The following is a 19416-nucleotide window of genomic DNA, read 5'->3' on the forward strand; positions in this document are numbered from 1 at the left end:
TTACAAATTAACGAAGATATTAAAAAAAACTGGGAAATTGTTCAACAAAAGTTGAAAGAAACTTATGGTTTAGATGTTTACAAAAGCTGGATACAAAATGTTGAAGCCAAAGGTATTGATTTTTCATCTTTAATTTTAGTTGTTAAAACAAGATTTGTTAGAGACTGGATTGTTTCTCACTACGCAGATAAAATTTTAGATCATTATCAAAAACTTGATAATTCAGTATCTAGAATTCAATTTGAAATTAATGAAATCTTTGATGAAAAAAGATCTACAAATATTTTAGATTTTGGATCAGGTACAAAAATAATTGATTTAAAAGATACAAATTATGGAATTAATAGAATAGATCCTCGATTAAACTTTGAAAGTTTTGTAACGGGCGAAAGTAATCAATTAGCTTTTTCAGCTGCTAAAAGAGTTACAGAAAGTCTTGGTCATTATAATCCTTTATATATCTATGGCGGTGTTGGACTAGGAAAAACTCACATTTTAAATGCTATTGGAAATCAACTTAAACAAATGGATAAAAAGGTAATCTATCTTTCAGCTGAAAGATTTATGTATCAATTTGTAAAATCAATTAAAAATAAAGATACACACAAATTTAAAGAAATTTTTAGAAACGCTGATGTACTTATATTAGACGATATCCAGTTCATTAGTGGTAAAGAAGTAACACAAGAAGAGTTTTTCTATACATTTAATAGTTTGTTAGAAAATCAGTCTCAAGTTGTGATTTCATGTGATAGATCACCAAATGAACTAGATCGCATTCAAGACAGAATAAAATCAAGATTATCAGGGGGCTTAGTTGTTGATGTTCAGCCACCTGATATTGGCTTAAGACTTGAAATATTAAAAAAGAGATGTTTAGCCGAGAAAAATCATTTTGGTAACGAGATACTAATAAATGATGAAATATTATCATTTATATCGAATGAATTTAAATCAAGTGTTAGAGACATGCTTGGTGTATTAAATAGAGTTATAGCATCAGCTAGAATTCAAAATAAAACACCGACTTTGCAAGATGCAAAACTTATTTTGAAAGATCTTCTTAATAATATGCAATCAGTTATAAGTATTGAAGATATACAAAAAATTGTTGTTGCTTATTATAATTTATCAATGAATGATTTTTTATCTGCAAGAAGATCAAGGCATATCGCTAGACCAAGACAAATAGCGATGTATTTATCAAAAAAATTAACAACAAAATCACTGCCTGAAATAGGTAGAAAATTCACTGGTAGGGACCATACTACTGTAATACATGCAATAAAAAAAATAGAAGAATTGATGTCAAAAGATCGTCAATTCGAGTATGAAGTACAAAGTATTACAGACAGAATAATCAAGAGATAAAATGGAATTTAAAATTGACAGAGATGTTTTATTAAAATCTCTGGCACATGTACAAGGTGTTGTTGAAAAAAAAAATACGTTACCAATTTTGGGTAATGTCTTAATAGAAGCTCATGATGGATTTTTAAAGCTAACGGCGACAGATTTAGATATTATTATTACGGAAAAGCTTACATGCCAGACGATAAAAGAAGGATCAACAACAACAACAGCACAGGTAATTTACGACATCGTTAGAAAACTTAAAACCGGATCCTCACTACATTTGTCATTAAAAGAAAATAATAGATTAAAATTAATATCTGGAAAATCTGACTTTAATTTAACCTGCATATCTCCTGACGAGTTTCCAATATTAGAAGATAATTTGGATGAACAGTATTTAGAAATACCATCTTTTGAATTTTTAAAGATAATAAATAAAACAAAATTTTCTATCTCTAATGATGAGACAAGACATTATTTAAATGGAGTTTATTTAGATAAAAAGGATGGTGAAAATAAATTAATTGCGGTTGCAACAGACGGTCATAGACTTAGTAAGTCAGCTACAGAAATAAAGGGCGTAGACAATTTTCAATCAGTAATCTTACCTAAAAAAACTGTATTTGAATTACTTACAATAATTGATGAAGATTCTATCAATCTTAAAATTTTATCTACAAAATCTAAGATTAAATTTTTGTACAAAGACATTATTTTAATTTCAAAGGTGATCGATGGAAAATTTCCAGATTATGAGAAGGTTATACCAAAAGATGAACGTATAGCCGCAAAATCAAACGTCGAAGAATTTATAAGCGCTTTAGATCGACTGAAATCGTTATCTTCAGATAGAAAAGGAGTCATCAAAATATCTTTGGATAAAGGATTGATGAAGTTTTTAATAAATGATGCTATTTCTGGAGATGGTATTGAAGAAGTGCAAACTCAATATCAAGGGGAGCATTTAGAGATTGGTTTCAATTCGACATATTTAATTGATGTTGCAAATGTTTTAGAGAGTAAAGATATTGTCCTAATGTTAAAAGATGCAACTTCACCTATACAAGTCAAAGATGAAAGCGATCCCCTTAGTACTTACATTGTTATGCCAATGCGTGTAATTTAATAAGTATTTAATGGCAAGTGTAACAAAAATAAATATTAAAAATTTTAAATCTCATAAACAATATAATTTAGAAATTAGTAAAGATTATCAGCACATAATTATTTATGGAGATAATGGCGTTGGAAAGACTAATTTAATAGAGAGCTTATCTTTTTTTTCGAATTCAAAAGGATTAAGAAATGATACTTTAGATAAGTTATTACCAGAACAAGAAACAAATATTATTGATACAAACATACAAGCAAAAATTTTATCGAATTCTAATCAATTTAATTTTTCTTTCAAAATAACTAAAGATCAAAAAAGTTTAAAAAAAACCTTTTTTTTAGAAGAAAAAAAAATATCACTCCCCAAAATAAAAGAAATTTTAAGTTTCATCTGGTTATCACCATATATGGATAAAATTATGTATGAAGGACAATCTATAAAAAGAGATTTTATAGATAAATTAATCTCACAGAACGAAAAAAATTTCAATTTATCAGTATCAAGTTACAAAAAAAATATAGCAGAAAGGCTACAAATTCTAAAAAATAAAAAAGACGAAAAATGGCTTGATATAATAGAGAAGAGATTAGCAGAAAATATTTATGAAATTTTTTTAATGAGAAGGAACTATGCAAACAAAATTAATAAAATTATTTCAGATAAATTAAAAAATTTTAGGGAAATTAATATTAAATATAACAATGATCTATTTGATGATCTAAATGAAAAAAAAATAAAAATAGAGATTTTTTTTGAAAAATTGAAATCTAATCGTGAACTAGATGAGATTACTAAAAGGACAAATTTTGGCATCAATAAAGATCAGATTTTTTTTTTCGACAAAATCAAAAATAGAAATACAGACGCTTGTTCAACAGGAGAGCAAAAATCTTCACTATTAACTATTATTCTTGCCAATTGTTGGAAATTAAAAATAGAAAAAAAAGATTTTATTCTTTTATTAGACGAAGCGACTTCTCATATTGATGATCAAAACTTCGAAAGGCTTGTCACAGAAATTGAAAAATTTGGCACTCAAATTTGGTATACAGGAACGAGCAAGAATCTATTCCAAGTTATTGAAAATAAAGGGTTTTTTATACATTTAGAGTAATCTATACCTCCATTTTTAAGAGTAAAAATGTTATAAATAAAAGTTCGTTTTAATCATAAAAAATTAAAAAATGTCTACAGCTATTACAAAAAAAACCGAATATGGAGCAGATTCAATCAAAGTTTTAAAAGGACTTGATGCAGTTAGGAAACGTCCTGGTATGTATATTGGTGATACCGATGACGGTACTGGTCTGCACCATATGGTTTTTGAGGTCGTTGACAATGCAATAGATGAAGCCTTGGCCGGTCATTGTGATACGATTGTAGTTAAAATTAATAAAGATAATTCGGTATCCGTATCTGATAATGGCAGAGGAATTCCTGTTGAAATACACAAAACAGAAAAAATTTCTGCAGCAGAGGTAATAATGACCCAATTGCATGCTGGTGGTAAATTTGATCATAAAACATATAAAGTTTCTGGTGGTTTGCATGGTGTAGGTGTGTCAGTAGTTAACGCTCTTTCTAAGAGTTTGAAAGTTGATATTTTTAGAGACGGAAAAAAATATTTTGTAGAATTTGAAAATGGAATTACTAAGGCACCGCTAAAAGAAATAGGTAAGTCCGACTTAAAAGGAACTAATGTTACTTTTTTACCATCTAGTGAAATATTTACTGATACTAAATTTAATCTTTCAATTTTAGAGAAAAGATTAAAAGAATTAGCATATTTAAATAAAGGATTAAATATTCAATTAAGTGATGAAAGAAAAGAAAAAGCAAAAATTTTAAACTTTAAATTTGATGGTGGAATAAAAGAGTTTGTTAAGGATTTAAATAAATTAAAAAATAAAATTAAAAATGAAGATAGTCAGTTTATATTAGAAGAGCCATTATATTTTCAGTCAAATAAAAATGATATTGATATAGAGTGTGCGCTCTTATGGAATTCTTCTTACAATGAAAACGTTTTATGTTTTACAAATAATATCCCACAAAAAGATGGTGGAACACATTTATTAGGTTTTAGAAATTCAATAACAAGATTAATCAATAAATATGCGAATGATTTTGGTTTGTTAAAAAAAGATAAAGTAACCATAGTTGGAGACGATGTAAGAGAGGGCTTAATTTGCGTATTGTCAGTAAAAGTTCCTGATCCAAAGTTTTCGTCACAAACAAAGGAAAAACTTGTTTCCTCAGAAGTTAGACCGGTTGTTGAAACAATAACCAATGAAAAAATTTCATTATGGTTTGATCAAAATCCTAAAATCGCAAAAACAATTATTGGCAAGATAATTCAAGCAGCTGTGGCTAGAGAAGTTGCTCGTAAAGCTAGGGAGAGCGTAAGAAGAAAAAATGCTATTGATATTACTAGCCTTCCTGGAAAACTAGCTGACTGCCAGTCTAATGATATTAATAAAACTGAATTATTTATTGTTGAGGGAGACTCTGCGGGCGGATCAGCAAAGCAGGCAAGAAATAGGGAGTTTCAAGCAGTATTACCCTTGAGAGGAAAGATTTTAAATACTTTTGTTGAGGCTAAAAATAATTCCTCGGATGTCAAAAAAGTTTTTTCTAAAATGTTATCATCTAATGAAATTGTTACTTTAATAAATGCTATTGGTACTGGTGTCGAGCCATTTGAATTAGAAAAATTGAGATATGGTAAAATTGTGATTATGACCGATGCCGATGTAGATGGATCTCACATAAGAACCCTTTTACTAACTTTCTTTAATAATAAACCATTTAATGAATTGATAAAAAAGGGGCATATTTATATTGCGCAACCTCCTCTTTATAAAATTAAATCAGGTAAAACAGTAAATTATTTAAAAAATGAAAATGATTTGGAAAAATTAGCAATAGAAAATTCGCTAAAGAAAATTGAAAGTGTTACTTTTAAAAATGATAAAAAATTTAATTACGATAAAAACTTCATTGTTCAGTCATATGAATTATACAAATTAATTAAATCCATAGACGGCGACAAAGAAATTTTAGAACAATTATCAATTGTTGGAGCATTTACTGAGAAAGATAATATAATTTTAATAACTGAGGACAAAAATAATCAGAAAAAATTAGGTGCAATTAAAGCTGTAGCTGAAAATCTAAATCAAAATTTAGAAAAAGATGACTCAAAGTGGCAAGGATTAATTGAAAATGATAGTTTTATTTTACGAAGAGAGTTTTATCATGAGTTAATTGAAAAAAGATTAGATTTTAATTTCTTATCAAATAATAAAATTTTAACCAATTTTTCTAAATTTAATAAAATTGCAAATATTTTTCAAAGTTCTTGCGTTGTTAAAGAGGGGGATGCGTCCCATAAAGTCAATTCACTCATAGAATTTATTGAAATCATCATTGAAATTGGAAAGAAAAACTTGTCATTACAAAGATTTAAAGGTTTAGGTGAGATGAATCCTGATGAATTATGGGAAACAACACTAAATCCTGAAAACAATTCTTTGTTAAAAGTAAATTATTCAGAATTAAATGGGGAAATTTCAGAGCCTTCTTCAGCAGATGATGAAATATTTTTTACTTTAATGGGGGAGGACGTTTCAAAAAGAAAGAACTTTATTAATTCTAATGCTATAAATGTATCAAATTTAGACATTTAAGCATGTTTGTTAAAGATCGAATTAATTCAAAAGACCTAAGAATAACTTTAGAGACTCTTATTAACATAAGATGGATAGCTATATTAGGTCAGTTTTTTACAGTATCATTTGTTTACTACGGCCTTAAATTTGAATTTCCTTACTATATTGCTTTAGTATTAATTTTTCTTTCAGCGATTATAAATGCCTATTTAGAGGTTAATAAAAAAAAATTCTTAACAATTGATAATTTTGCTGCCACTGTAAGTATTTTTTATGATCTGGTTCAATTAGTGATTTTACTATTCATGACTGGAGGTTTATCGAACCCTTTTTCAATTTTAATCATAGTTCCAACCACGATTTCAGTCACTTACCTCTCAAGAGGAAGCAGTCAATTTATAGTTACTTGTTCTATTATTTTTTCTACTGTTATTGCTTTTTATCATATGCCACTACCCTCACCGCAAAATCAAACACTAAATTTTCCAAAATACTATGAAATTGGGATGTGGTTATCATTAGGTATCGGGATTATTTTCTTAGGTAATTATGCGTATCAATTAGGTAGAGATAATAGAATAAGATCTGAAGCATTAAATAAATTAGAGCAAGAACTTACAAATGAAAAAGTGGTTAATTCAGTTGGTGGTATAGCTGCGGCAGCTGTACATGAACTGGCCACTCCCCTTGCAACAATTTCACTTGTTAGTAAGGAGCTTCAAAAACAAATCTCTAAAAACAACTTAGCAAAAGATGATATTAATTTATTAATTGAGCAGTCAGCAAGGTGTAGTTCAATTTTAAAGGATATAGCAGAGAAGAAACAAGAAGATCAATTTATTGCAAAAGTTTCACCAAAAGAACTAGTTAATGAGATAGTATTTTCAGTAGATAATAAATTTAATAAAGAAATTAATATTATTAATAAATCTCTCAATGAAAGAATAAAAATGAATAAGAAAACTGAAATAAGTTATGCAATAAGAAATTTTATTGAAAACGCAATTAAATTTGCGAAAAGTCAAATTGAAATAGAAATAGATCAAAACAAAAAAAATACCAATATTACAATAAGTGATGACGGCCAAGGATTTCAAGACGATGTAATTTCAAATTTAGGTCAACCTTATTTAAAATCTGAAAAAGTTAATAAAAATAAAAAAGGAATGGGTTTAGGAGTATTTATATCGAAAAGTTTACTAGAGAGATGCAATACAAAGGTAATGTTTCAAAATAAAAAGAATAATTCTGGAGCAGTAATTAAAATTACTTGGGTTAATTCTCAAATGGCAAATTTGTAAGATAAAATTTTATAAACTAATTTTGCCGCTAAAAAATCACATGCATGCAAATGAGGATTTGGGGCTAATTCATTCACATCAGCACCTACAACATTGGAGTTTTTAAATACCGTTTTCAGTATGCGCATTGCATCAGACCAAAATAAACCACCTGGTTCTGGTGTACCTGTTGCAGGTATAAGGCTGGAATCAAAACCATCCAAGTCAAATGTTAGATACACATCTTTATTTTTTAAAATTTTAGATAGTTTTTCCATACTCCACTTTTGCATTTCATTTCCCCAAAAAATTTTAATTCTCTTATTATTCTTTTTAAAATAATTAAATTCTTCTTGGCATAAATTTCTAATTCCAATGGATACAATTTTGATATTTTTGTTATCTAAACATCTTCTCATAGCTGCAGCATGTGAATTATGAATTCCCATATAGCCATCTCTTAAGTCTGCGTGAGCATCAATTTGGACAATGGTCAAATCTGAATATTTTTTCGCTAATGGTTTAATAATTGCAGGTGTAATAGAATGTTCACCTCCAAGGGTTAAGGGAAAGCACTTTGATTTTAAAGTTTTTTCAATAATCTTTGAAAGTTGGTTTAAGCTATCATTAAGTTTTGATTTAATTTTTTCCTGTTTTAAAGTTTTAATATTAAATTTTTTATAAGGTTCTAACTTCAGCTCTTCATCAAATAATTCGACTTGGTGAGATGCTTCAATAATTTTTTTGGGACCATTTTTTGTTCCACTTTTGTAACTTACTGTTTTTTCAAGACCAAATGGAATAATATATACTTTATTTTTATTTTTATTTTCTTTTGGTAGTCCAAGAAAACCTTCGGATGGTTTTAAAAATTTCATTAATCAAAAATTTTAGAGAAATTTTTTACAGTTCTATCTTTCCAATATCCTCTGTGATACGCGTCACTTGCAATCAGTGGTAAAACAGAGGTTGCTTCGGCAAAAACCATTTGTTCTTCTGCGGTATCAACTTTACCCCAAGAGCTTGCCTCTTTAAGAGTTGAGCTACTGCAGGCTCCGTCACGACTATCAGCAACCGTGATTTGTACTGCATATTTATGCATTTCAACTTTTTTATTAAGTAGTTCTGCACAAATTACAGTATCTTGAATAAAGTTCTTTGGAACTCCGCCACCTATCATCAACAATCCTGATGCGTTAGATTGGATTTTAATTTCCGTTAGTTCACGAAATTCTTTTATTGAGTCAATAGTCATATGTTTATCTGGATTTCTCTCTTGATGCATCACTAGACCAAAACCTGCCGAGCTATCAGTAAATGCTGGGCAAAAAATAGGTACATTATGATCATAGGCTAATTCAATTAGTGAATTTTTTTTCTTGGCGTTTGTCTTTAAGTATAGTCCTAATTCCTTGATAAATTCTCTTGAGGTATAGGGTCTTGGTTCAAGTGTATCAGCAATCTCACCAATGATCCTGTCGCAATTTTGTAACTCATCTTCATCGATGTAAGTATCATATATACGATCAATATAATTATCTCTTAGAACACCGTCATCTTGAAATTGAGAACCTTGATAATGTTTAAAACCAAGTGCTTCAAAAAAATCCATATCAATAATTGAAGCCCCTGTTGCAACAATAGCATCAACCATATTATTTTTTACCAAATCTGCATAAAGTTTCATGCATCCAGCTGCAGACGTAGAGCCAGCTAAAGTTAAAAATATAGTACATTCTTTGTCTTTAAGCATATTATTGTAAATTCTTGATGCGTTTGCAGTCTCTCTTGAAACAAAAGACATTTTAGACATGGAGTCTATAATTGGTCTGGCATCAAATGATGTAATATCAATATGCTCAACGGGTTGCTTTAAAAAGCTTGATTTGTTGTGACCCATCTTTATGCGAATAAAGTTTTAATATTTTGGTTTTCGTCAGCTTCATAAATTGACATTAAAGGTTTATCTTGAACTTCATGAAGTTGATTAGAATAAAAACCATTAAAATTTGTTCTTAAGCTCATTCCATAAGCACCTAATTGACCAATCTCGATATAATCACCGGTATTAATATTTGAAGGAAGCATAAACGGTCCTTTCATGTAATCTAATCCATCACACGTTGGTCCGTAGAAACTATAAGGCACTAATCTTTTTGATGGTGTATTTTCAATTTGAATTGCTCTTGTTGGAAAAATAAATCTAGGTGTTCCAGCATCAAATAAAGATCCATACGTACCGTCATTAATATACAAATGTTGTTTTTTCTTTAGCTCCACTCTCACAATTGTTGAACCGCTTTCGGCAACTAAAGCCCTACCTGGTTCACAAATTAGCTTGGGTGTTTTGGTCAAATTTAATTTATTTAATGCCCGAGTAATTTCTTTAAAATAATTTTGAATAGGTTGTGGATATAAATCAGGATACGTTGTAGGAAACCCACCACCAACGTTAATTATATCAGGAATAATATTAGATTTTTTTATAATATTGCCAAGATCTTTTATCGCTTTTGAATAGGCAATTGGATGCATACATTGTGATCCAACATGAAAACTAAAACCAAATTTTTTTGATTTTACCTTTGCAATTTTTGATAACGAAACTGCTTCATTAATACTTGCTCCAAATTTTTTAGATAAGTCTATTTCAGAATGTTCACTAGATGTTTGAATTCTTAAAAATAATTCAAGATCTTTTGCATTATTCGTAACTTTTAAAATTTTGTCTAATTCTTCTTTGCTATCAAATGAGTAAGCTTTGACACCATGATAAAAATAAGCTTCTTTAATACTGCTCTCTTTTTTTACAGTATGCATGAAATATATTTTAGATTCTGGTGAGAGTTTTTTTACTAATTTAATTTCATCAATTGATGCTGCATCAAAGTTTTTGATACCATTTTTAATTAATGTTTTTACTACTGCTTCTGTAGGATTGCATTTTACTGCATACAGCACATCACCGGGAAAATTATTATTAAACCAATCTGCCGATAATTTTAAACTATGTTTTCTAAAGCAATATACCGGATCTATCGGCTGTAAAGCTTTGACCAACTCGTCCACACACTGAAATTTTGCCATCTCATAAAACCTCTCGTTAGTTAACAGTCAGTCGTTTTTTTTTCATGAAAAAAATCCCCTAAAAAAAACAACTTAAATCGCGAAATAAAGTAATTTCAGTTTATGTAAAGAAAAAAAACACTTGGCACTGAAATGAATTAGACTCTGATATCTGGATTATTTGCTCTGTAAGAGTTGTAAAAACTGGTATGCTACGTATATTAAGAGTTATGAAAAACACAGTTGGCAAGATGAATATTGAAGATTTTGCAGATAAAACCTTGCTAATTGTAGATGATGATGACCCATTCAGAAACAGATTAGGAAGAGCTATGGAGTCAAAGGGATTTAAAGTTTCTTTGGCCAAAAGTGTAGAAGAAGGCTTAATATCAGCTCGAAAATCACCTCCTGGTTTTGCTGTTGTAGATTTAAGGCTTTTGGACGGAAACGGATTGGATGTAATTGAGGAAATTCATAAACTTAAACCAGATAGTAGAGTTGTCATGTTAACGGGTTATGGGAATTTGCCTACAGCAGTATCTGCAGTTAAAGCAGGGGCAATTGATTATTTAGCTAAACCAGCCGATGCAGAGGATGTAGAAGCAGCGTTGTTAGCTGAACCAAATAGTAAAGCTCAGCCACCAGAAAATCCTATGTCAGCTGACAGAGTAAAATGGGAGCACATTCAACGCGTGTTTGAACTTTGTAATAGAAACGTGTCCGAAACTGCAAGACGTTTAAAAATGCACAGAAGAACCCTTCAAAGAATTTTATCTAAAAGATCTCCTAAATAGTTCTAAAGTATTTTGAAAAGATATTATAATTTTTTTTTGGTCCATTAATTTTTGTACGAATTGTAAAGTAGTTTTTAGATAGTACATTCAAAGATGAAATATACAAATCCTTGCCACAAAAATATATAGACGGTTTGAAATTTTTTTTGTTAAATTTTTGATATATTTTATTTTTATCAACACCTAAGCTAAAGTGAAAAAAAATATCATTTCTATTTTCACTCACTTTATAAACTTGAAAGCCGGTGATATTTTTTTTATTTAAATTTGTTTTTATTTTTTCAATAAATTCAAAGCTTTTATTTTTTTTTTTAATTAATAAGGATCCTTCAGAGTAAGTATTTTTGTTAATATACTTTTTTATTTTCCAGTTACCTTCTAAAGAATTAAAATGTATCAGAAAAATTTATAACGTGAAAACTTATGCATTAAGATTGCAAGTAGTGAAACTTTGAAAAATTCACCTAATAAAAATGGATAAAAACCAAGTTCTAAAATTGGTTTATTCCAACCAATAATTGTTCCAAGCCAAATTAAACCGATTATATAAGTTGGTGTTAAAGAAATAATTAATTTTAAAAAAGTTTTTAGAAAATTTCTATTATCAATGAAGTAATTTTTATTTGAAAAAAGTATTCCAGCTAAAAAAGCTGAAAAAGCAAATCCAATAATATATCCTCCTGTTGGACCAAATAAATAGGCGATCCCAATCCCTTTAGTTGGGGTTCCTGAAAATACTGGAAGACCTAGGGCACCTTCAAGAATATAAAAAGATAAAGTTATAAATCCATATCTTGCACCTAGAGCAACACCTGTGAACAGAACTACGAAAGTTTGCATTGTCATAGGTACCGGATAAAAAGGTACACTTATTTTTGAACTTAACGCTAATAAAATAGTAAAAAGAAAAGCAATTAAAACTTTATATGAATTACTTTGAATTTTTCTTTTAGTTATCATGTTCATTTTCTTTATTTGTTAGATTTATAAATACTTCTTCTAAATCAGAGTTATTTTTTAGCAGTTCTTGCGTTGAATTTAAAGCTACTAATTTACCCCTATCAATAATTGCAATACGATCACAAATATCAGAAGCTTCTTTAAGATAATGTGTAGTGTAAATAATGGTTACCCCTTGTCTATTAAGTTCACGTACAGACTCAAGCAACTTTCTTCTTAAATCAACATCAACTCCAGCAGTAGGCTCATCAAGTATTAAAATTGGTGGTTGGTGAACCATAGCTTTAGCCACCAATAACCTTCTTTTCATTCCGCCGGACAAGTTTCTTGTGTATGCGTTAGCCTTTTCAGATAAGTTTGTTAACTCTAAAATTTGATCAGTAATCCTGTCTTGCGCCTTGACACCATATAAACCAGCTTGAATTTCTAAAATTTTTTTTGGAGAAAAAAAAGGATCAACGTTTATTTCTTGGGGAACGATACCTAAAGAGGCTCTAACTTGTCTAGGGTTTTTATCCAAATCAAATCCCCAAACATTTATAAAACCGTTTGTTTTGTTAACAGTGCCAGCAAGTATATTAATGAAAGTAGATTTGCCGGCTCCATTTGGCCCAAGCAATCCAAAAATTTCTCCAGTTTTTACTTCTAAAGAAATATTTTTTAATGCCTCAACATGCTTATTACCTTGCAGGTAAATTTTATTCACATTTTCAACTTTTAAGGCAATTGAACTATTCATGATGGTCAGCTTGTAATAACATTAAAAAATACAATTTGTATAAAAAACTTATGTCTAAAGAAAAACATTTATTTTTAATTGATGGGTCAGGTTATATTTTTAGAGCTTATTATGCTTTGCCACCACTGACGCGTAAAAGTGATGGCTTACCTGTTGGTGCAGTAAGTGGTTTTTGTAACATGCTTTACAGTTTTTTAGAAAAAGCAAAAGCTGGTAATACTATGGATACCCCCACCCATCTTGCAGTAATATTTGATAGTGCAAGAAAAAATTTTAGAAATGATATTTATAAAGATTATAAGGGTAATAGATCAGATGCACCCGAGGATTTAATTCCTCAATTTGATTACATTAGAAAAGCAGTGAAGGCTTTTAATCTACCATCAATAGAGATGCTCAATTACGAGGCAGATGATTTGATTGCGACATATAAAGAAAAAGCAAAAAAAAAGAAAATTAAAATCACAATTGTTTCATCAGACAAAGACTTAATGCAACTAGTTGATAAAGAAACTTTCATGTTAGATACAATGAAAGATCGACATATTGGTATTGAAGAGGTCAAAGAAAAATTCGGGGTACCGCCAGAAAAAGTAATAGATGTGCAATCATTAGCTGGAGATTCTGTAGATAATATTCCTGGAGTCCCAGGTATTGGAGTAAAAACTGCAGCAGAATTAATTAATCAATTCGGCTCTTTAGATGAATTATTAAAAAAAGCTGATACAATTAAACAACCTAAAAGAAGACAAACATTATTAGATAATAAAAAGAATGCATTAATTAGCAGAGAGCTTGTAACACTGAAATGTGATGTTCCTATAAAAGAAGAAATTGAAGATTTTATTTTAAAGCCTTTGGACAAAGAGAAAATATTTAATTTTTTGGATGAGATGGAATTTTCAAAAATCAAAAAGAGAATTGAGCAAACTTACGGAAAATCATCAGATACTTTTGTAAAAAAAGAAACTGCGACACCACAAAAAACAAAAAACAAAAAAGAAAGTGGCTTTCATATTATTTATGAAGTTCAAGAATTAGAAGATTTACTTAAGCAAGCTGACAATCAAGGTTACTTTGCTGTTGATACAGAGACAAATTCTTTAAATTCACAAAAAGCAGATTTGGTAGGTATATCTTTAGCCATTAACGAAAATGAGGCTTATTATGTTCCTGTCGGTCACATAAATAAACAAGACCCAAATTTAAAAAAACAGATAAAAATTAATGAATTGGTAAAGGTTTTAAAACCTTATTTAGAAGATGAGACAGTAAAAAAAGTTGGTCAAAATATTAAATATGACCTCAAAATATTTTTAAAATATGGAATTAAACTGAAATCTTTTGAGGATACAATGTTACTATCTTATTCTTTGGATGCTGGAGTTAATAGACATAATTTGGATTTATTAGCCAAGACACATTTAGATCACGATAATATAAAATTTAAAGATGTTGTCGGCACCGGAAAATCAGAAGTCACTTTTGATGAAGTTTTAATTGATAATGCCTATAGATATGCATGTGAGGATGCTGATGTAACTCTAAAACTTTATAATTTATTTAGAGATAGAATAGTTAAAGAAAAATGTTTTCAAATTTATGAAACTTTAGAAATTCCTTTAGTTGATGTTCTCGCAAGAATGGAAAATAATGGAATAAGAATAGACCAGGTAATTTTAAAAAAACTGTCAAATAGTTTTAGTGCAGATTTAAAAACGTTAGAAAAAAAGATTTATAAACTATCTGGAGAAGAGTTTAATATAGCCTCCACCAAACAGTTGGGTGATATTTTGTATGAGAAATTAAAAATTTCAGGAACAAAAAAAACCAAAAAAGGAAATTTTGCTACAAATGTAAATGTCCTCGAAGATTTAGCAAGCAAAGGACATGAATTTCCAAAATTAGTTTTAGAGTGGAGACAAAAGTCTAAATTAAAAAATACGTATACAGACTCGCTTCCAGAATATATTGATAAAAGCACTAAACGTATCCATACATCTTTTTTACTAGCAGCAACAAGTACTGGCCGTTTAGCATCTGCTGATCCAAATTTACAAAACATTCCAATAAAATCAAAAGAAGGCAAGCTAATTAGATCGGCTTTCGTCTCTGAAAAGGGAAACTCAATTATTTCAGCAGATTATAGCCAAATTGAAATGCGAGTTCTAGCGCATGTAGCAGATGTTAAAGAATTAAAAAAAGCATTTAAAAATAATGAGGATATTCACAACATTACAGCATCACAAATATTTGAGTGCGATATAAAAAAAATCAACGAAGATATGAGAAGAAAGGCTAAAGCCATTAATTTTGGTATTATCTATGGAATATCTTCATATGGGTTAGCTAAACAAATATCAGTTAGCAATCCAGAGGCAGAACAGTTTTTATTTTCATATTTTAAAAAATTTCCTGAGATACGAGATTACATGCAAGAGACTCTTAAGTTTTGTAGGAAGAATGGTTTTGTTCAAACGATGTTTAATCGAAAATGTCATTTTCCAAATATTAATGATAAAAATCATACTTTAAAATCGTTTCAAGAAAGAGCTGCAATTAACGCACCCATTCAAGGAGCAGCAGCAGATATAATTAGATTTGCAATGATTAATATTGATAAAAAAATATTATCTAAAGAAATTAAGTCTCGCTTATTAGTCCAAATTCATGATGAGTTATTGCTAGAGACTAAAGATATAGACTTAAAAAAAGAAATACAAAAAATAAAAAATGAAATGGAAAATGCAATTGATAGTGATTATAACTTTTCTGTACCTTTAATTGTCGATGCAAATAGCGCCAAAAACTGGAATGACGCACATTAATTTAGTCTAATTTTAGTCTTTTTTTGATATTATAAAAACAGCATGTCTAAAACAATTGCATTAGTAGATGATGATAGAAACATTTTAACTAGTGTTTCTATAGCATTGGAAAATGAGGGATATAAAGTTCAAACTTATGTTGATGGCGAAAGTGCATACATTGGAATAACAAGAACACCGCCAGACCTCGCTATCATCGATATTAAAATGCCAAGAATGAATGGAGAGGAGCTTTTAAAAAAACTACGAAAAAAGACAAACCTTCCAGTTATTTTTTTAACTTCTAAAGATGAAGAGGTAGATGAGTTATTAGGTCTGAAGTTAGGCGCAGATGATTATGTGAAAAAATCTGGGGGATTTTCAATAAATGTTTTGATTGAAAGAGTAAAAGTTCAATTTAGAAAAAAGGATCAGGTAACTCCTGATAGTAAGAATATTATTAAACAGGGAAAATTGATGCTTGATCCAGAGCAATTAGAATGTACTTGGGGTGATCAAAATTTACCTGACAAGTTAACAACTACAGAATTTCAAATTGTATATGAGCTTGCTAAAAGACCTGGAGTCATTAAAGAAAGATCTCATTTAATGACAATTGCTTATAAAGAAAATAATGACATTGAAGATAGAACTATTGATAGTCATGTAAAGAGAATAAGAAAAAAATTTAAAAAAGTTGATAAAGAATTTTCAGCTATTGAAACTCGTTATGGAAGCGGATATCGTTGGAATGCTAACCCGTAATGATAACCAATTTATTATCGACTAGATCTTTATTAAAACAATTTCTTACCTTTAATTTTTTTGTATTTTTAGTTTTAGGCTTTTTTACTTTTGTTTACTTTTTGGCAATCGAGCCTGAATTAATTAATCGAAAAAGTAAAAAACATCAAAATATAATAGAAAATATAAATTTAAATTTAAAAAATCAAAATATTGAGTCAGATGAAAACACATTAAAAAATTTTTTATTTAGATCAAAATTCATACTAGATGAAGTTGATCAAATTAGATTTTTTAAAATGAACAAAGATATTTTAGTCGATAGTTCAATTATTGATATAGATCGTACATCTTTATTTGTTACGGAAAGAATTGAAACACTCGGTATTAATGAAAAACTAAAGCAACAAGAAGATAATAAGAATTTCAATATCGTATCCGAAGTTAAATATAGTTTTTTAGATGAAGTTAATTCAAATGTTGATCAGAAGTTTTTTATTTCTTCTGAAAGTGTAAATAATAATTTAGTGATTCATACAAGCTCAATTCTTAAGTTGGCTGACAATAATATTATTATAACCGTCAGTGAGATATCGAATGAAATAAGTCTTGCTGTACAAGAGAGAAAAAATTTCGTCTTAAGATCGGCATTGATAGCAGCAATAGTGATTATGATTTTTTCTCTATTTTTGAATAACTATATAATTAAACCTATTAGATCTTTAAATTCTTTTGCAAAAAAGATTTCTTACGATAACCCAAAAAGTAATGAAAATTTAAATGTGGAATTTGATAAGCGCGATGATGAAATTGGCAATTTATCAAAATCATTGACTGATATGACAAATAAACTTTATCAGCGTATTGAATTGGCAGAGAGATTTGCTTCAGATTTGACACATGAAATTAGAAATCCTCTAGCTTCATTAAAAGGTGCTTCAGATTTATTAAATCAAACAAAGGATGATAATCAAAAAATTAAACTTTTAAAAATTTTATCAAATGATGTTGAGAGAATTGAAAGGTTAATAACTGATTATTCTCAAGTGCTAAAAGATGAGGCGTCTCAATCAAGAGCTATTGCAAAAAATTTTGACCTTCTCCAGTTGATTGATAGCATTGTTGAAGATTTTAACTTAGATACAGTGAATCAAAAAAAGAATATCAAATTTAATTTTAATAATAGTCAAAAATTAAAAAAAGCTGTAATATTTGGTATTGAAAGTCGTATTGAGCAGGTTATAGCGAATTTATTAGATAATGCAGTATCATTTAGCCCTAATGATTCAGAAATTCTAATTAAAATAAATTTAGAAAAAAATAATTTTAAAATTTTAATTGAGGATCAAGGTCCTGGATTTGATAAAAATAATTTAAATAAGGTTTTTGAAAGGTTTTATAGTGATAGACCAAACGAACAAAAAGGGGCACATTCAGGACTGGGTTTAAATATTGTTAAAAATATAATTGATTCTCATAAAGGTTTAATAAGCGTTTATAATAAAAAAGATAACTCTGGCGCTATAGTCGATATTTCTTTACCTTCTATTTAATTCCTATTGATTAAATTTTCCAATACTGTTAGTTGACCGCCAATGACAGATTATAAAGTAAAAGATATTAATTTAGCTGATTTTGGAGATAAAGAAATTTCCCTAGCCGAGTCTGAGATGCCAGGTTTAATGGCCATAAGAGAAGAATATGGAAATTCAAAACCACTAAAAGGAGCAAATATTGTAGGATGTTTGCACATGACAATTCAAACAGCTGTTTTGATTGAAACTTTAGTTCATCTTGGAGCAAGTGTTAGATGGTCCTCTTGCAATATCTTTTCGACACAAGATCATGCTGCCGCTGCTATTGCTAGAAAAGGAATACCTGTTTTTGCTTGGAAAGGTGAAACGGAACAGGAATATTGGTGGTGCATTAAACAAACGATTGAAGGAAATAAAGATTGGAAGCCAAACATGATTTTAGATGATGGTGGAGACCTTACCGCTTTAATGCATAAAGATTATAAAGAATTATTAAAAGATATTAAGGGTGTTTCAGAAGAAACAACAACTGGCGTTAAAGAGCTGAAAAAAATGGAAAAAGATGGAAGTCTTTTAATTCCAGCTTTTAACGTTAATGACTCAGTAACTAAATCTAAATTTGACAATTTGTATGGATGTCGAGAGAGTTTAGTTGATTCAATACGAAGAGCAACTGATGTTATGATGTCTGGTAAGGTTGCAATAGTTGCAGGTTTCGGTGATGTTGGAAAAGGTAGTGCAGCATCTTTACGTCAAGCTGGTGCACGAGTAATGGTTACAGAAACTGATCCAATATGCGCATTACAAGCATCAATGGAAGGTTACGAAGTTGTTTTAATGGATGAAATGATTGGTAATGCAGATATTGTTGTAACTGCAACGGGTAACAAAGATATTGTAACAGCAGATCATATGAGATCTATGAAAGATAGATCTGTATTATGTAACATCGGTCATTTTGATAATGAAATTCAAGTTGATGCATTAAAAAATTATAAATGGAATGAAATTAAACCTCAGGTTCATGAAATAGAATTTCCAAACAAAAAAAGAATTATATTATTAGCAGAAGGACGATTGGTAAATTTGGGCTGTGCCACAGGTCATCCAAGTTTTGTTATGAGTGCATCTTTTACAAACCAAGTTATGGCACAAATCGAATTATGGAATAATCCTAATAAATATGAAAAGAAAGTTTATGTTTTACCAAAACATTTAGATGAAAAAGTTGCCGAGTTACACTTGGCAAAAGTTGGAGCAAAGTTAACTAAACTTTCAAATGATCAAGCTGATTATATAGGTGTCTCTCCACAAGGTCCTTTTAAAGGTGATGCTTATCGATACTAAGCA

Annotated in this window: 15 protein-coding genes and 1 pseudogene; 10 read left to right on the forward strand and 6 right to left on the reverse strand. The window is 29.3% G+C overall.

Annotated features, from left to right (window positions below; genetic code table 11):
- The 5 genes from dnaA to ACTTAQ_RS05540 form a co-directional block, all read left to right on the forward strand.
- Positions 1-1371 (forward strand): chromosomal replication initiator protein DnaA (gene dnaA, locus ACTTAQ_RS05520; protein WP_440696291.1); only part of this gene is annotated, 1371 nt, incomplete at its 5' end.
- A gap of 1 nt (position 1372) precedes the next feature.
- Positions 1373-2482 (forward strand): DNA polymerase III subunit beta, encoded by a 1110-nt coding sequence (dnaN, locus tag ACTTAQ_RS05525; RefSeq protein ID WP_440696292.1) that lies wholly within the window; start codon positions 1373-1375, stop codon positions 2480-2482.
- Positions 2483-2492: 10 nt separating this feature from the next.
- Positions 2493-3584 carry a DNA replication/repair protein RecF gene (gene recF / locus ACTTAQ_RS05530; RefSeq protein ID WP_440696293.1) on the forward strand — a complete coding sequence of 364 codons (1092 nt, stop codon included), beginning with the start codon at positions 2493-2495 and terminating at the stop codon, positions 3582-3584.
- A 70-nt stretch (positions 3585-3654) separates the two neighbouring features.
- Positions 3655-6159 (forward strand): DNA gyrase subunit B, encoded by a 2505-nt coding sequence (locus tag ACTTAQ_RS05535; RefSeq protein ID WP_440696295.1) that lies wholly within the window; start codon positions 3655-3657, stop codon positions 6157-6159.
- A 2-nt stretch (positions 6160-6161) separates the two neighbouring features.
- Positions 6162-7442, forward strand: a complete 1281-nt coding sequence (locus ACTTAQ_RS05540; RefSeq protein WP_440696297.1) for an ActS/PrrB/RegB family redox-sensitive histidine kinase — start codon at positions 6162-6164, stop codon at positions 7440-7442.
- On the opposite strand, the gene speB is transcribed toward ACTTAQ_RS05540, so the two are convergent.
- From speB to ACTTAQ_RS05555, 3 genes are read right to left on the reverse strand one after another with little or no spacing between them, the layout of a single operon-like run.
- Complete coding sequence (speB, locus tag ACTTAQ_RS05545; RefSeq protein WP_440696299.1) at positions 7424-8299, reverse strand: agmatinase; 876 nt, start codon at positions 8297-8299, stop codon at positions 7424-7426. The genes ACTTAQ_RS05540 and speB overlap by 19 nt on opposite strands.
- On the reverse strand, positions 8299-9321 hold the full coding sequence (locus tag ACTTAQ_RS05550; RefSeq protein WP_440696301.1) for a 1,9-bis(guanidino)-5-aza-nonane synthase: 1023 nt from the start codon (positions 9319-9321) through the stop codon (positions 8299-8301). The genes speB and ACTTAQ_RS05550 overlap by 1 nt, the downstream gene beginning before the upstream one ends.
- Positions 9322-9323: 2 nt before the next feature.
- Entirely contained in the window at positions 9324-10508 is a 1185-nt protein-coding gene (locus ACTTAQ_RS05555; protein WP_440696303.1) for a type III PLP-dependent enzyme, read from the reverse strand.
- A 209-nt stretch (positions 10509-10717) separates the two neighbouring features.
- On the opposite strand from ACTTAQ_RS05555, the gene ACTTAQ_RS05560 reads away from it, so the two are divergent.
- Positions 10718-11281, forward strand: a complete 564-nt coding sequence (locus tag ACTTAQ_RS05560) for an ActR/PrrA/RegA family redox response regulator transcription factor (protein WP_440696305.1) — start codon at positions 10718-10720, stop codon at positions 11279-11281.
- Here the strand turns inward: ACTTAQ_RS05560 and ACTTAQ_RS05565 are convergent.
- The 3 genes and pseudogenes from ACTTAQ_RS05565 to ACTTAQ_RS05575 all read right to left on the reverse strand — a co-directional run.
- Positions 11274-11687 (reverse strand): DUF6314 family protein, encoded by a 414-nt coding sequence (locus tag ACTTAQ_RS05565; protein WP_440696355.1) that lies wholly within the window; start codon positions 11685-11687, stop codon positions 11274-11276. The genes ACTTAQ_RS05560 and ACTTAQ_RS05565 overlap by 8 nt on opposite strands.
- Positions 11678-12241 carry a biotin transporter BioY gene (locus tag ACTTAQ_RS05570; protein WP_440696307.1) on the reverse strand — a complete coding sequence of 188 codons (564 nt, stop codon included), beginning with the start codon at positions 12239-12241 and terminating at the stop codon, positions 11678-11680. The genes ACTTAQ_RS05565 and ACTTAQ_RS05570 overlap by 10 nt, the downstream gene beginning before the upstream one ends.
- 58 nt (positions 12242-12299) lie before the next feature.
- A pseudogene (locus tag ACTTAQ_RS05575) lies at positions 12300-12980 on the reverse strand (ABC transporter ATP-binding protein); the annotation flags it as partial.
- 50 nt (positions 12981-13030) lie between these two features.
- Here ACTTAQ_RS05575 and polA point away from each other — a divergent pair.
- Genes polA through ahcY form a run of 4 tightly spaced genes read left to right on the forward strand, consistent with a single transcriptional unit; the run spans position 13031 to position 19413 of the window.
- Entirely contained in the window at positions 13031-15808 is a 2778-nt protein-coding gene (gene polA, locus ACTTAQ_RS05580; RefSeq protein WP_440696309.1) for a DNA polymerase I, read from the forward strand.
- A 42-nt stretch (positions 15809-15850) separates the two neighbouring features.
- Entirely contained in the window at positions 15851-16552 is a 702-nt protein-coding gene (locus ACTTAQ_RS05585) for a response regulator transcription factor (RefSeq protein ID WP_440696311.1), read from the forward strand.
- Positions 16552-18084, forward strand: coding sequence for an ATP-binding protein (locus ACTTAQ_RS05590; protein ID WP_440696313.1), 1533 nt, complete (start codon positions 16552-16554; stop codon positions 18082-18084). Before ACTTAQ_RS05585 ends, ACTTAQ_RS05590 begins: the two co-directional genes overlap by 1 nt.
- 42 nt (positions 18085-18126) lie before the next feature.
- The gene (gene ahcY, locus ACTTAQ_RS05595; protein WP_440696315.1) at positions 18127-19413 is read left to right on the forward strand and encodes an adenosylhomocysteinase; all 1287 of its coding nucleotides are present in this window, start codon (positions 18127-18129) and stop codon (positions 19411-19413) included.
- Positions 19414-19416: the final 3 nt, after the last annotated feature.

The sequence above is a fragment of the Candidatus Pelagibacter sp. HIMB109 genome, assembly GCF_052048155.1.
GTDB lineage: Bacteria > Pseudomonadota > Alphaproteobacteria > Pelagibacterales > Pelagibacteraceae > HIMB114.